Origin of the sequence: Actinomycetospora lutea (assembly GCF_028737205.1) — a bacterium.
Lineage (GTDB): Bacteria > Actinomycetota > Actinomycetes > Mycobacteriales > Pseudonocardiaceae > Actinomycetospora > Actinomycetospora lutea.
The window spans coordinates 56,716-71,570 of sequence record NZ_JAQZAL010000019.1 but is presented as its reverse complement, the minus strand read 5'-3'; the positions used below and the strand labels follow the sequence as shown (position 1 = coordinate 71,570).

The following is a 14,855-nucleotide window of genomic DNA, read 5'->3' as shown; positions in this document are numbered from 1 at the left end:
TCACGGTCGAGCGGTCCCGTGGACCACCGTGACCAGCACGCCCGCCGGGCGGGGCTCGACGCCCTGTTCGCTACCGTTCCGGGTGGCCGTGCAGGTGCAGGACAGGCCTGGAGACGGGCCTGGAGCAACAGCCCGTCACACTACGATGTGCCGGCGCACCATCCTCGGGCGGCGCGCCGGAGGCGATCGGACGAAAGGCACGCAATGAGCCCGCTCCTGATCCAGTGGGACCGCATCCGGCGTCGCTGGGTGCTGATCCTCGTCATCGGCCTCGTGGCCGCCGCGGGTGCGTTGGGGGCCTCCCTGCTGCAGGGGACGACCTACACCGGTCGCGCCGCGCTGACGATCGTCTCCCAGGATCGCGCACCCGAGCAGGACACCGTCCTGGCGCAGGGCTACGCGGACTACTTCAACCAGGCCTCCTCCCAGGAGGTGCTGCGCCAGCGCGCCTCGGTGCCGAGCTCGGTCGCGCTCAACGCGCGTATCGCCGCCTCGAGCCCGATCGTCTACGTGGAGGCCACGGCCGACCGGCCGGAGCTCGCGCAGACGTCGGCGACGCGGATGGCCGAGGCGCTGCGCGACGACGTCAACGAGGGCCTCCAGGGCAACAGCCAGGCCCAGATCGCCGAGCTGACACGCCAGCTCGACGCGGCCCGGGCGCAGAACAACTCGGACGAGGTCGGCCGGCTCCAGGACGCGATCACGAACCTGCAGAGCGGCACCAACCAGCTCCAGGATCTCCAGCTCAACGCCGGTGTCGCGTCCAACTCGTCCAACGCCGCCCGCAACGCCGGTGCCGCGCTGGTCGGCGGCCTGCTCCTCGGCGCACTGCTCGCCATCGCGCTCGGCCGCTTCGAGAACCGCATCGTCACCTCGAACGAGGTCCGCGACCGTCTGGGGCTGTCGGTGCTCGCGACCGTCGGCGGCCGGCGCCGCTCCGGCGAGGACGCCCGCGCGCAGCTTCTGCGCTCGCTGATGGGCCTCACCAACCCCTACGGAATGCCCACCCCGGGCGCGCTCGCGATCACCGGGCCCTACACCACCCGGGCGTCGAAGTCCCGCGTCGCCGTGGCCCTCGCCGGCCTGCGTGCCCTGCAGGGCCAGTCGACGCTGCTGCTGCAGACCGACCTCGAGGCCGAGCCGCTGCCCTCCGAACTCGCGACGATGTCCGGCGTCGCCGACTTCCTCGCCGAGCGCGGCGGCAGCCGGGTCGACGGCAAGATCTTCACCAACGGCCGCGCCCTGCTCGTCGCGCCGCAGGGCAGCAAGCGCGACGACCTGTTCGCGCTGTTCTCCAAGACCCACGTGCAGCGCCTGGTCACCCAGGGCACCGCGCTCGCCGACCTCGTCATCATCGACGCGCCGCCCGTCGAGTCGGTCGAGGGCCAGGTCGTCTGCACCGTCGCCGACCGCGCCCTGCTGGTGATCGAGGAGGGCGAGACCCGCGCCAAGGACGCGACCTCGGCGCTCGACGCCCTCGGTCGCACCGGGTCCACCGCTCTCGGCGTCGTGCTGGTTCGCAATCCGAACCAGATGGTCGACCCCGGCTTCCTGTCCGAGCGCAACTGGAACCCCGTGCGGCTCCCGGCGGGCCCGCCCACGGGTCGCCCGCTCCCGGCCGCCGCGCCCGTGGGGGCCGGCGCCCCGGCGGGTCCCGGCCCGCGTCCCGGCAGCGAGGCCGTCCCGCCGGCCGACCGCACGGCACCGATCTCGGCGAAGAAGCTCGAGGAGGCCCGCGAGGCCCTCAACCGTGACGGCTCCGGCACCACGACCGGCGCGGCCGGCGCGGCGGTCGCGGCGGCGGCTGCTGGTACTGCCGCAGGTGCGGCTGCCCCGGCCGGCCAGAACGGCACCAACGGCTCGCACCGCCCCGTCAACGGCACGGCCTCCCCGGCCGGCGAGCCGAAGCGCCGCGACGACAAGCCCGCCGCCGGCTCCGCGCCGACCGGGCGCCCGGGCACGGGCCCGGAGAAGGGCGACCCCTCGCCCGCCGCGCGCCCCAACCCGGCCGGCCCCGGCCGCTCGCCGAGCCCCTCGCCCGCGGCGGGCCAGGGTCAGGCCCAGAGCAGCCAGGCCCCGGTGGGTCAGTGTGGCCCGGCGAAGGGTCAGGGTGGCCAGGGCGGCAAGCCCGGCCTCGACGCCGCGCTGAGTCCGGCGGCCCGCGTGGTGCGCCGCACCGGCGAGACCGGCGGGAAGCCGTCCCCGCAGCCGAAGCCCGGCGGTGAGCCGCCGAACGGTGACACCCGCCAGCCCGGTGGAGCCCAGCCCGGTGGAGCCCAGCCCGGTGGAGCCCAGCCCGGTGGCTCCGAGTCGCTCGGCGGCTCGGCCCAGCCCGGCCCGCCGAAGCCGGCGAAGCCGGCGGAGGCGTCGGACGGGCCCGGCCCGTCGGCCGCGAAGCCGTCGGGGCCGGTGGGCGGCCAGCCCGCCAAGCCCGGGCCGGGTGGGCCCGGGGCCGCGAGCGCCCCGCACGCCGGCCCGGCGGGCGGACCGGCCGGGGGCCCGCCCGCCCGTCCGACCCCGAAGCCCACCCCCTCGGCACCCTCGCCGTCGGGCTCGGCGTCGAAGCCGTCCGCGAAGCCCTCCTCGCCGGGCTCGCCCGCGGGGGCCAAGCGGATCGGCGTCGCGCGCTTCACCAGCCGTGCCGGCAACGGTGCCGGGGCCTCCGCGCCGTCCGGCGACAAGGCCGGCGCCAAGGAGGAGGCCTCCGCCCGGCGCTCCGACTCGCTGTCCGCCCCGACCGTCACGATGCGCACGGAGAAATGAGCCTGCTCCCCCGGCGCCGCGAGGCGCCCTCCCGCACCGACGTGCTGGTCGGTGGCGTGGCCTGCGTCATCGTGCTGGGCCTCGCGGTGACGGCGCCGAGCGACGTCGGCATCCTCCTCGCGGGCGCCGCGGTGGGCGCGCTCGTGGGCCTCGTGGCCCTGGGCGACCCGCTGCTCGCGCTCGTCGTGGTCTTCGCCGCGTCGTTCGGGCGCCTCGCGCAGAAGGAGATCATCTCCACGGAGATGCTCACCCCGGCGCTCGGGCTGCTCGTCATCTCCTATGCGCTGGCGATCAAGCGCGGCGAGAAGAAGCCACCGACGCTCGGCGTCGTCGAGTGGCTGATGGCGGCCTACCTGGCCTGGAACATCCTGTCCTGGATGCTCCCGCACGAGCTGCCGCCCATCGACCCGGTGACCGGCGCCGACCAGGACGTGTGGCGCTGGATCTTCACCGGCACGATCGTGCCGTTCGCGGCCTACATCCTGGCCAAGGGCGTCGCCGACGACGAGCGGGGCGTGCGCTTCGTCCTCTGGGCCACGGTGGTGTTCTCGGCGTACTCGGCCTGGGTCAGCATCCTGCAGTTCCACGGCCCGCAGTCGCTGGTGTGGCCGCGCTACATCATCACCGACCCGAACTGGGACAACCGCGCGAACGGCGTGTTCAACCAGCCCGTGGTCAACGGCCTGATCCTCGACATGGGCTTCCTCGCCTGCGTGTTCCTGGCGACGCGCCCCGGGGTGAAGCGCTGGGTGCGCCTCGCGCTCTACGGCGTGGCCTTCGCGAGTGCGTACTCGGTCTACCTGACCCACACCCGTGTCTCGATGCTGGCCCTGGTCGTCGCGATCGGGATGGGGATCGTGTTCGCCCGGGGCTGGCGGCGCCCCTTCGTCGTGTCCGCGCTGGCCGGCCTCGCGGGTGTGGCGGCCAACGCCTCGACGTTCTTCTCGTCCGATCGCGCGAGCGGCGGTGTCGGGTCGTCCTACGAGGTGTACGACCGCCTCAACATCATGGCGACGTCCTGGCAGGCCATCCAGGAGCACCCGCTACTCGGCGTCGGGATCGCGCGGTTCCTCGCCTACAACACCTGGTACCACGTGCAGTGGTCCCAGCACGTGGAGTGGAACCGCGGCTACAACCTCATCTCCCACGAGAACGAGATCGGCATCGCCGCCGAGCTCGGCATCCCGGGCGCGCTGCTCTGGATCGGGGTCGTGGTCTGCGTCCTGTACCTGATGTGGCGGGCGCTGCGTGAGCTGCCGGCCAACGAGTTCCTCGGCCAGCCGCTGGCGCTGCTCGGCGCGATCGCGATGATCACACTGGTCGTGAACGGGCTCACCGTCGACCTCCGGCAGCTCGACTTCGCCACGTTCGTGCCGTTCCTCTACGCCGGCATGGTCGTGATCCAGCTCGAGCGCCACCGCGCCCGCGGCGTGCGGCCCCGGCCGGGCGTGCCCGGCAGCGGCCTGCCGGGCGGCATGTCGGGCGACGACCAGCGAGCCTGGTGGGACGAGCACGACCGCCCTCACGCCGAGGCGGCCGCGCTGCCCGGCACGCGCCCCCCGGACGGTGGCCCGGAACGTCGTCTCCAGCCGTCCCGGTGACGCTGCCGCACCCAGCAGCCACGATCAGTCCCGTCGGAGCCCGGCCTACGATGGGAGGGCCCGGCCGGGCGGACGCGCCGGGCTCGCGCGGCCCCGTGCCACGCGGGACGCCGGCGACGACGGAAGCATGAGCCAGCCACCGCAGCCCCCGGACGCCGAGGGCCCGCAGACCCCCGCGGGGACGGCGGGCCTCGACGCGGCGACGACGCACCTCGGCGTCCGCGACCCCGACACGCACGACCCGCGCGCCTCGGAGGTCCCCGACAGCGAGCACGATCCCTCCCTCGAGGGCCTCGGCTCGCGGCTGCGCTCGGGCGCCAAGTTCGCCTCGGTCGCGCTGGTCTTCACCCAGGTCATCTCGCTGGCGCAGACGATCGTCGTCGCCCGCATCCTGAGCCCGGCCGAGATCGGGACGTTCACGCTCGGCACGATCTTCGCGAACTTCCTGACGACGCTGACCGACGGCGGCATGCGCGCCGCGCTCATCCAGCGCGGCCGCCAGATCGAGGACGCCGCCAACACCGTCTTCTGGGTCGGCCTGGTGACCGGCACAGCCATGTCGCTCGTGGCGCTCGCGTCGGCGCCGCTGCTCGCGCTGTACTTCGACGACCGGCTCGTCGGCCTGATCTGCGCCGCGACCTGCGGCACGCTGCTGATCCACTCGTTGCTCAACGTTCCCGAGGCGCTGATGCAGCGGCGGTTCAACTTCAAGCGCCGCCTCATCGTCGACCCGACCACCGCATCGACCTTCGCGCTGGTCACGGTCACGCTCGCCCTGCTCGGGTTCGGCGTGTGGGGCATGGTCATCGGCCTCTACGCCTCGCAGCTCGCCACGCTCGTCGCCTGCTGGGCGCTCGCGGGCTGGCGGCCGGGCAAGGGCCGCTTCGTGTTCCGCATCTGGCGCGAGATGGCCGGCTACGCGGGGCCCCTGATCGTCTCCAGCGTCGTCGACCAGGCCCGCGAGGCCGTCCAGTCCGCCCTGGTCGGCGGCCGCCTCGACGTCGCCTCGGCCGGCCAGTACCGCTACGGGCGCCGGATCGCGATCCTCCCGGGTCAGGCGATCATCCAGGTCGCCTCGTACGTGCTGTTCCCCGCGTTCGCCCGCATCGCCGTCGACGTGACGCGCTTCCGCGACGGGCTGCTGCGCTCGCTGCGCATGCTGTGGGTGGCCACCACCCCGTTCGCCGCGGTGCTCGTCGCCCTCGGGCAGCCGCTGATCGTGGTGCTGCTGGGCGAGCAGTGGCGGCCGGCGGGCCTGTTCGTCACCGCCATGGCCGGCTTCGGCCCCGGCGTGGCGATGGCCGCGATCGGCATGGAGTCGATCAAGGGGGCCGGGCGCAGCCAGCTCATCAATTGGCTCACCGTGCTCAGCATCGTCGTCGGCATCGGCGGCCTGGTCCTGCTGCTGCCCTACGGCCTGCTCGGCGTCGGCCTCGCCGCGTCCATCGATTCCCTCGTCGGCGGCGTCGTGGCGCTCCTCCTGGCCCGCCGCCTGGCCGGGGTGTCGTTGGGCGACCTCGCCCGCGTGCTCACCCCGCCGCTGGTGGCGGCCACGGTCGCCGCCGGGGTCGTCGGCTACCTCGAGCACGGGGTGGTGCACGCCGACCAGCAGCCGGTCGTCATCGGAATGGTCTTCCTGGCGCTCGAGGGCCTGCTGCTGCTCGGCATCTTCGGCGGGCTGCTCTACCTCATGGCCCCCGACGCCATCCGCGAGCTTCGCGACGGGGTGCTGCGCCGCCGCGGCGGGGACGGGGACGACGGGGACGACGGCGACGGCGACGGCGACGGCGACGGCGACACCGGCGGGCCCACCGGTCCGCCCCCCGACGACCAGCCCGAGTTCCTCGACGCGCCCACCGAGGTCCTGCCGATCCTCGGCCTCTACGGCCCGACCGAGCAGGTCTACTCGCCGTTCCGGCCCGCGATGGCGGCCCCGCGTCCCGCGCTCCCGCGCCGCGTCGCGCCGCCGGCCCGGCCGCCGCGGCCCACCCCGGCGCCGACGTCCACGGGTGCCGACGACCGCGCCCGTCGCTTCGAGAGCGTCGGCCTCGACGCCCCGACCACGGCGATCCCCCCGACCCCGGCCCCGGAGACGGCCGAGGTGCCCGCCGCCCCGAAGGCGCGCGTGCAGGCCACCGTGCGCAAGTCCTCGCGCGCGACGCCGTCCCCGGACACCGCACCCGACGACGGCACCGACGACGAGCGCGACGAGGCGGCGACCGAGACCATGGCCACCCGCTCGCACCCGTCATCCGGACCTGCACCGGCCGGGGCCGCCGAGAAGAGCGAGAACGGTGAGAACGGCGAGGAGAGCGACGAGGATGTCGAGGCGACCCGGACCATGAGCGCCCGATCCGCCGCCGACGCAGACGCCGCGGACGGCAGCGACACCACCCGGACCCTGAGCGCGCAGACCGGGGGCGCCGGCGCCGAGGCGCCCGACGGGCCGCCCGCCACCGAGACGATCGGCAGCACCCCGGGCCACGGCACGAGCAACGGCAGCGGCAAGGGCGAGGGCAAGGGCAAGGGCCGCCTGGTCCCGCTCGTCGAGGTCCCCGGGGCCGAGGACGAGGCGCCGAGCCCGTCCGACGACCGTCGCCGGCGCTGACCGTCAGCAGCCGGGCGGCGCACCGCCGGTACCGTCGGCGAACGGCGGCGCGCAGTCGGCGCGCCGGGGCGTGCCGAGCGCTCCGCCGCCGGGGGTCTCCGGGGCGTTGTTCGTGACCACCGCGAGCTTCGTCAGCAGGTCCAGCATCTGCGCGGAGCTGATGTTGGGGAACTCGTCGAGCGCGGTCGACTGCACGTCGAACGATCCGGACGGCGCGCCGCCGGTCTCATCGACGACGTAGCCCCCGTAGGTCATGAGCGCCTCCGCGACCTTGCGGACGTCGGGCTCGGTGACGGCGGAGAGGTCGGTGTCGGGCGGCAGCGCGAGCAGCGACCCCATGTGGACCTCGGGGTTCTCGCCGCCGTACTTGCCCTCGTAGCCGGAGTCGGCCTTGACCGCGGGCCAGCGGAAGCCACCGCCCTCCGCCGAGCAGCTGGTGGTGCATGGCAGGCTGAACTTCAGCGCGTGGCGCAGCGGCTCCGGGCCGCTCAGCTCACCCTCGCGGATCGTGCCGCCGATCCCGGACATGCCCGACCCGCCGTGGCAGCCCTCGATGCCGGCGCCGGTGAGCGACTGTGCCGCCCATCCGTGGTCCCAGGACGGGTCGCCGCCGGCCTCCAGGGTCATCGGCTGGCCCTGCACGATCGTCACGCGGTCCGGGGTGTCGGCGAGCAGCGTCGAGCAGTTGTTCCAGCTGCCGTCGGCGGTGAGCTCGGGGTCGACGAGCACCGACCCTCCCGGGTCGCCGTCGAGGGTTCGCACGGGCGCGTCGGGGTCCACCGAGATGTTCTCGATGTCGGGGTACACGTCGCCGATCTGCGGGTCATAGGCCTGGTACTGCGCGCTCCGCGCCAGCGGCAGGTTCCAGATCGAGTCCCACGCGAAGGGTCGGGCGTAGACGTCACGGGTGGTGGGTGTGGCATCGGGCAGGGCGACCGCGGTGCCGGCGGTGGCGAGGACGGTGAGCAGCGCCAGCAACGGTGCGAGCAGCCGGGTCACGGGAGCGCCACCCCCGGCGCCGTCACGCGCAGCCCGTCGATCCGCACCGACGTCGCCGGGCCGGTGTCGCGGTAGATGCCCTGCTTGAGGTAGTTCGAGTCGCTGGTCATCGAGGCCCGGGCGGTGCGCGGCACGGTCTGGGACTCGTTCTCCCAGGCCTCGACGAAGCCGTCCTCGGAGCTGCGGGAGAACTTCACGTGCAGCGTGTAATCGACCCACTCGCCGCGGCGGACCGGCCCGATGGTCGGCCGCGGCTCGCCCTTGAGCCCATCTCCGCCGATGTCGACGGTGCCCTCGTTGCTGATGTTGATGGCGAGCGGTGGCGAACCGTCGCCGGCGTGCCACTGCATGACGATGAACCACACCCCGGTCGGGTCCTGGAAGTCCGCCGGGAACTTCATCGACCACTGGTACCAGCGCTCGTCGCCCTCCTTGACGACCGCGCCCTCGGCATCCGAGCGGACCTCGGCGCGCTCGCCGCCGCCGAAGTCGGGGACGTCGCCGGGGGCCAGGTCGAACTGGGCGGCGTAGCGGCCCTGGCGCACGTCGTCGGTGACGATCCGCATCGTCCGGTCGCCGCCGAACCCCGCGCAGTCGGAGTTGATCGTCGCGGTCTGGCAGATGCCCCACTGGCCGAAGTCGCCGGTCTCGTAGTCACCGACGAAGACGGGGTTGCCGACGACCTCGACGGTCGGGACGGCAGGGGGTGCGGCGCCGGCGGACGGGGCGCCCACGACACCACCCGCGAGGCCGAGCACGGCCCACCCCAGGGCGGCCCCGGCCACGCGCCGGCCCCGTCCGGGCGCGACGGGCCGGATGCGTCGCCGACCGTTCATGTCCATCGAAACCCCTTTACCCACCGCTCGTCGCACCACTCGTCACACTGGCTTGATTGAGCCTCATTGGTTTACCACTCGGCGCAGCAGACTGGCCGTTCGTCGCGCATGGCCGCAAGGCACACGTTCCGGCGAGGTCACGAGACGTCCGACGGGGTAGGGCAAACGCCCGGTGCGCGGATCCACAGCTCGGTGGGGGCGCAGGACGGGGCGGGAGACGCCGCCCGATACATTTCTGGAGAGACGCCTGATCAGGAACGTCCACCCGTCCGTGACCCGGCGGACGGCAGATGAGAGGCGCGCGGTGCAGCCCACCGGGGGGTCGGTGATCGTGACGAGCAGGACGCAGGAGGACCCGTCCGCGGGTCCGGGAGCGTCGCGCCCGGCGTTCAGCTTCCTCACGACGGCCTATCGCACGGCGGACACGCTGCCGCGGACGATCGAGTCGGTACTCGCGCAGACGCGGACCGATTGGGAGCTGGTCGTCGTCGACAACGGCTGGGACGACGAGATCGCCGCCGCCATCGAGCCCTACCTCGTCGACCCGCGGATCCGCTTCACGCGCCAGGAGAACGCCGGCGCGAGCGGCGGGACGATGGCCGCCGCCGCGCTCGCCACCGGGCGGTACCTCGTGCCGCTGAACTCCGACGACGCCGTCGTGCCGGAGTTCTGCGCGCGCACCGGCGAGCTCCTCGACGCCGACCCGGACGTCGCCGCGGTGACCACCGACGCCTTCCAGTTCGTCGATCCCGGCGAGCGGCGCCTCGCGCACAGCTACCTCACCGACGCGGGGGTGCGGGGCACGCCGGACGGCCACGCGCCACTGCGGCTCGCCGACGTCATCGACGGGCCCAGCCCGTACTACACGGCCGCGATCCGCCACGAGGTCTGGGACGAGCTCGACGGCATGACCTCGGAGACCCCGCTCGTCGACGACCTCGACTTCTGGCTCCGCATGATCGTCAAGGGGCACGACGTCCGGGTGATCCCCGACCGGCTGGGGCGCTTCCGCGTGCAGGCCGGCTCGGTGAGCAGACCCAACGACAACGAGCGCATCGAGCGGTTCGAGGCCCAGCGCGAGCGCGCGATGCGCAACGCCGTCGAGCGCTCCGGCGACCCGGACGCGCAGGAGGCGCTCGACCGGGTCGTGCGGCGCGTCCGCTACGAGCAGCACATCCGCCGCGCACGGTTCGCGTTCCGGGAGGGCGACCTCGAGGCCGCCCGCAGCCACGTCCGCGCGGCGTACGCGCTGCGCCACAGCGCCCGCAGCGCCGCGGTGCTGGCCGGACTGCGTTTCGCGCCGGGCGTGCTCGGCGCCGTCCACCCCGTCAAGCAGAACCTGCAGAAGGGCTGGCGGGCGCTGTGGTCGGCCGACTGGCTCGACCGCTTCCGCCCGGCCTCCCGGAGATCCGAGTGACGTTCCTGGTCCTGACGTCCCGCCGGCTCGAGTCGCGCCAGAGCGGCTACGACATCCGCGTCGCGCACCTCTGCGCCCACCTGCCGGGCGAGGCCCACCTCGTGATCGCGCCGATGGAGCCCCTCGGCCCGGCGGGGCCCGGGCTGCCGGGCACCGAGGACCTGTTCGCGAGCACCGAGGAGCTGCCCGCGCTCACCGGGCCGGCCAAGAGCCTGCGCCGGCACCTGCGCCGCTCCGACGACCACGTGCTCGAGGCGTTCCACCCGGCGGAGTTCGCCCGGGCCGCCGCCCGCCTGCAGGAGATCGTCGACGAGCGCGGGATCACCGACGTCGTGGTCTTCGGCGGCGACGTCGCCGAGCTGGCGGCCACGCTGCACGGCCCGCGCGTGACCCTCGACGTGTGCGACTCGACGGCCCTGACCACCCACCGCTCGCTCGCGTGGAGCTCGACCCCCGCCCAGGGGCTGCGGCGCTGGAAGGACAGGCTGAAGGTCCACCGGAAGCGCGCCACCGAATCGCGCTTCGCCCAGCGCTTCGACCGTGTGGTGACGATCAGCGGCGCCGACTCGCGGGCCGTGGAGGGCGGGCGCGCCCCCGGCACCGTGGGCGTCGTCCCCAACGGCGTCGACGAGGCGTTCGCCGGACCGCTGGGCGAGCCCGGCGAGCGCCGCGGCGTCGCGTTCTGGGGCAACCTCACGTTCGGCCCCAACCGGGACGCCCTCTGGTTCTTCGTGCACCAGGTGTGGTTGCCGACCCTGCGCCACGAGGGCGTGGAGCTCTGCATCGTCGGCGCCGGGGCCCCGGACTGGCTCGTCGAGATCGCCGGCCGCGAGCCGCTCATGACGCTCACCGGCTGGGTCGACGACCTGCGCCCGGTCGTCCGCCGCTACCCCATCATGATCAACCCGATGCGGTCGGGCAGCGGACTGAAGAACAAGGTGCTCGAGGCCTTCGGGCTGGGTCTGGTGGTCGTCACCACCGCCCTCGGCGTCGAGGCACTGCCCGACGTCGTGGACGGGACGCACGTCGTCGTGGCCGACGAGGCGGACGACCTCGCGGCGGCCGTGCTCGCGGTCCTCGACGCCCCGGCGCGCCGCGAGGCGCTGCGGACCGCGGCTCACTCGCTCGTGGACGAGCACTATCGCTGGGAGGTCATCGGCCGCGCCTGGCGACGCCTGTTCGAGGCGCAACCGTCGGGGGCCCGCCGCCCGGGCGTGTGATCGTTCGGGAACGTTCTCACCTTGGGTGAGCAATGCAATACGCCGTGCGACCGTGGGACCCTCAGCGCCTAGACTGATCGCGGTGTCGTGCCGCCGGACCGTCGGTGCGATCGGCCTCCGCTCCCCCACCACGGTCCTCGGTCCGCTCCCCCATGACAGGTCCGCCCGACGGCCACGGCCGCCCCCCGACGACCGCAGGAACCGGTGACGGGATCGGTACTGCGGCGGACGAGGGCGCCCGGGACGCGGGCCACAATCCCTCACTGAACAAGCTCAGCCGGACCCTCAAGCGCGGGGCGACGATCTCCGCCTCGATGCTCTTCGTCACCCAGCTGATCTCGCTGGCGCAGACGGTCGTCGTGGCCCGCCTGCTCTCGCCGGCGGAGATCGGGGCGTTCACGCTCGGCACGATCTTCGCCAACTTCATGATCGTGATGGCCGACGGCGGGATGCGTGCGGCGCTGATCCACCGCGAGACCGACGTCGAGGACGCCGCCAACACGGCGTTCTGGGCGAGCCTCGTCACCGGCGTGCTCATGTCCACCGCCGCGCTGGCCGCGTCTCCGCTGCTGGCGCTGTTCTTCGGCGACCACCTCGTCGCCCTCATCGCCGCCGCGACGTCGGGCACGCTGCTGGTGCACTCGCTGCTCAACGTGCCCGAGGCGCTCATGCAGCGCCGGTTCAACTTCAAGCGCCGGCTCATCGTCGACCCGCTGACGGCCGGCTCTTTCGCCGTCGTCACCGTGACGCTCTGCGCCCTGGGCCTCGGGGTCTGGGGCATGGTGATCGGGCTCTATGCGTCGCAGATCGCCACGCTGGTCGCCGCGTGGGGCCTGGCGGGCTGGCGCCCCGGCAAGGGCCGCTTCAGCTACCGGCTCTGGCGCGAGATGGCGCGCTACGCCTTCCCGATGATCGTCCAGAACCTGGCCAAGGACGCGCGGGAGATCGCGCAGCAGTCGATCGTCGGGCGCAGCCTCGACATCGCCACGGCCGGCCAGTACCGCTACGGGCGCCGGATCGGGATCCTGCCCGGTCAGGCGATCATTCAGGTCGCGTCCTACGTGCTGTTCCCGGCGTTCTCGCGCATCTCCTCGGACGCCGTGCGCTTCCGCCGCGGATTCGTGCGGGCTCTGCGGCTGCTGTGGACGGCGACGGTCCCGCTCGGCGCGTTCCTGGTCGCCGCCGGAGGGCCCGCGATCGTCGTGCTCCTCGGCCCGCAGTGGGCGCCGGCCGGCGTCTTCGTGGCGGCGATGGCCGGATTCGGCCCAGGGACGGCGCTCAACGCGATCGGCGTCGAGTCGATCAAGGGAGCGGGCGCGAGCAAGCGGCTGCACTGGGCCACCGCGGTCTCCCTCGTGCTCGGCATCGGAGGGCTGATCGCGCTGCTGCCCCTCGGGCTGCTCGGCGTCGGCCTCGCCGTGTCGATCGAGGGCATGATGGGCGGCATCCTCACCGTCGCGCTGGCGCGACCGCTGGTGAAGGTGTTGTGGAGCGAGCTGGTGCGGGTGCTGCTCCCGCCGCTGGTCGCGGGCGTCGCGGCCGGCGCGGCGACGTGGGCGCTCGAGCACCTCGTGCTGCAGTCCGACACCCGCCCGCTCGTGCTCGGCCTGCTCTACCTGCTCGCCGACGCCGTGCTGTTCGCCGCGGTCTACCTCGCCGTCCTGGCCGTGCTCGCGCCCGCCACCGTGGCCGAGCTCAAGGGTTTGCTCGTGAAGCTCCGGCGGCGTGGTGGGAGCGGGGCAGACGCACCCGTGGACGACGAGGGCCCCGACGACACCCGCCACGGCGAGGATCACCTCTTCGACGTCCCCACGATCGTCCTCGCTCTCGGCGACCACGCCACGCAGCGCCTCGCGAGCCAGGGCCGCCGAGGCCGCCACAGTCGCCCCGACGCGCCGCACGAGGCCACGACCGGGCTCTCCCCGGCCGTCTCCGAGGCCCTCACCGCCGCGCTCGACCGCGCCGCGCGCTCCGGGCGCACGGGCCGGGCGCGCCACGCCCTCGCCGAGCCGCCGGCAGGCCCGCCCGAGAGCCCGCCGGTGGGCACGCCGGTGCCGCAGGGACCGGTCGCCGGGCACCCGACGGTCGCGCTGACGACGGTCCGGCGCGGGCGGGACTGACCACCGGTCCCGACGTGCCCATCGCGTGATCGCGATCCCGGTGACGAATCCTCCTCCACCTGCGCGAGCGATCGTCCCCGAACCAGGGATCTCGCGGCCGGCGTCAGCGCGCGGGCGCGACCCGCCGCACGACGGGATCGACGACCACCCACGTCCCGCCGCCCGCCTCCACCTCGGGCATGCGGCGGCGCATCTCGGCGAGCATGTCGGTCACGAACAGCACGACCTCGTCGGGGCGCCGCCCGGCGACCGCGTCCGGAGCGATGATCGGGATGTCGGCGCCCGGGAACCGGCGGCCCTGCTTGCCCGGCGAGCTGTCGGCGACCGCCGGCAGCAGGTCGGCCCCGATCCCGGCGCGGTTGAGCAGCGGCACGGAGCGGGAGGCCGCAGCGTAGCCGAGGACGGTGCGGCGGGCGGCTCGCGACTCCTCGAGGTGGGCGCGCAGGGCGTCGGCGTTGCGCGACGCGGCCTCCTCGAGCCCGGCGACGACGGCCGGGTCGGTGACGCCCAGCGCCGTCTCACGCTCCAGCAGCGCGTCCACCGCGGCACGGTCGCGCGGGCCCTCGACGCCGTGGCGCCGAGCGGCCAGCAGCACGGTGCCTCCGTAGAGGTCGAACAGGAAGCCGTGGGTGGCCTCGAGACCCAACTCGTCGAGCATCCGCGCGAGTACCGGGGTCGCGTAGTAGGCGAAGTGCCCGTGGCGCAGGGCGTTCCAGCCGCCGTCGGCGACGATCGCCGCGAGCGTGTGGAACTGCAGCAGCAGCACGCCGCCCGGAGCGGTCGCCGCGACCCGCTCGGCGAGCCCGGCACGCTGGTCGGCGGCGTGCATGAGGCCGAAGCAGTCGATGACGACGTCCGCCGGCTCGCCGGCGCTCTCCTCGAGCCCCGCGGCGCCCAGCAGGTCCAGCCACGAGCCGCCGTGCGGGCTGCCGAACTCGCGCACCGTGCCCCCCTTCGGCAGCAGGCCCGCCGCCTCGACACGCGCCACGGCGTCGCGCGCCTGGGCCACCAGCGCGTCCGGCTCGGCCCCGCGGGGCTCCTCCGGGGTCGTCGGGTCCTCGGCGAGCTGCGCGAGCCCGCACGTGCCGCACAGCCACATCCGCAGGGGGTGCACGGGGTCGGGCCCGGGATCGTCGGCGGCCGGGAAGTGGTCGGCGGCGGGCTGGTCGCCGAGATCGAGCACGACGGTGCCCTCTCCGGCGCCGCACCAGCGGCAGGGATCGGTGGGGCGGGGGTCCACGGGCGGGATCCTCTCGCGGTCGTCGCGCACGGGGATGGCAGGGTTCGTCGG

9 protein-coding genes are annotated in these 14,855 nt (G+C 74.3%); 6 read left to right on the top strand and 3 right to left on the bottom strand.

Features of this window, described 5'->3' with window-relative positions; genetic code table 11:
* Positions 1-204: 204 nt before the first annotated feature.
* From PHK61_RS20560 to PHK61_RS20550, 3 genes are all read left to right on the top strand, one after another.
* On the top strand, positions 205-2,763 hold the full coding sequence (locus tag PHK61_RS20560) for a hypothetical protein (RefSeq protein ID WP_274282880.1): 2,559 nt from the start codon (positions 205-207) through the stop codon (positions 2,761-2,763).
* Positions 2,760-4,364, top strand: a complete 1,605-nt coding sequence (locus PHK61_RS20555; RefSeq protein ID WP_274282879.1) for an O-antigen ligase family protein — start codon at positions 2,760-2,762, stop codon at positions 4,362-4,364. The genes PHK61_RS20560 and PHK61_RS20555 overlap by 4 nt, the downstream gene beginning before the upstream one ends.
* Positions 4,365-4,491: 127 nt before the next feature.
* Positions 4,492-6,972, top strand: a complete 2,481-nt coding sequence (locus PHK61_RS20550; protein WP_274282878.1) for an oligosaccharide flippase family protein — start codon at positions 4,492-4,494, stop codon at positions 6,970-6,972.
* Positions 6,973-6,975: 3 nt separating this feature from the next.
* Here the strand turns inward: PHK61_RS20550 and PHK61_RS20545 are convergent, their stop codons facing one another.
* Both PHK61_RS20545 and PHK61_RS20540 read right to left on the bottom strand, forming a co-directional pair.
* Entirely contained in the window at positions 6,976-7,971 is a 996-nt protein-coding gene (locus tag PHK61_RS20545) for a hypothetical protein (RefSeq protein WP_274282877.1), read from the bottom strand.
* Positions 7,968-8,813, bottom strand: a complete 846-nt coding sequence (locus tag PHK61_RS20540; RefSeq protein ID WP_274282876.1) for a polysaccharide lyase family 20 protein — start codon at positions 8,811-8,813, stop codon at positions 7,968-7,970. Before PHK61_RS20540 ends, PHK61_RS20545 begins: the two co-directional genes overlap by 4 nt.
* Positions 8,814-9,138: 325 nt before the next feature.
* Between PHK61_RS20540 and PHK61_RS20535 the strand changes: the two genes are divergently transcribed.
* The 3 genes from PHK61_RS20535 to PHK61_RS20525 all read left to right on the top strand — a co-directional run bounded on the left by PHK61_RS20535 (position 9,139) and on the right by PHK61_RS20525 (position 13,564).
* Positions 9,139-10,224 (top strand): glycosyltransferase family 2 protein, encoded by a 1,086-nt coding sequence (locus PHK61_RS20535; protein ID WP_274282875.1) that lies wholly within the window; start codon positions 9,139-9,141, stop codon positions 10,222-10,224.
* Complete coding sequence (locus PHK61_RS20530; protein WP_274282874.1) at positions 10,221-11,444, top strand: glycosyltransferase; 1,224 nt, start codon at positions 10,221-10,223, stop codon at positions 11,442-11,444. The genes PHK61_RS20535 and PHK61_RS20530 overlap by 4 nt, the downstream gene beginning before the upstream one ends.
* Before the next feature lie 152 nt (positions 11,445-11,596).
* Entirely contained in the window at positions 11,597-13,564 is a 1,968-nt protein-coding gene (locus tag PHK61_RS20525) for an oligosaccharide flippase family protein (protein WP_274282873.1), read from the top strand.
* 103 nt (positions 13,565-13,667) lie between these two features.
* Here PHK61_RS20525 and PHK61_RS20520 read toward each other — a convergent pair whose 3' ends face one another.
* On the bottom strand, positions 13,668-14,804 hold the full coding sequence (locus PHK61_RS20520) for a methyltransferase C-terminal domain-containing protein (protein WP_274282872.1): 1,137 nt from the start codon (positions 14,802-14,804) through the stop codon (positions 13,668-13,670).
* Positions 14,805-14,855: the final 51 nt, after the last annotated feature.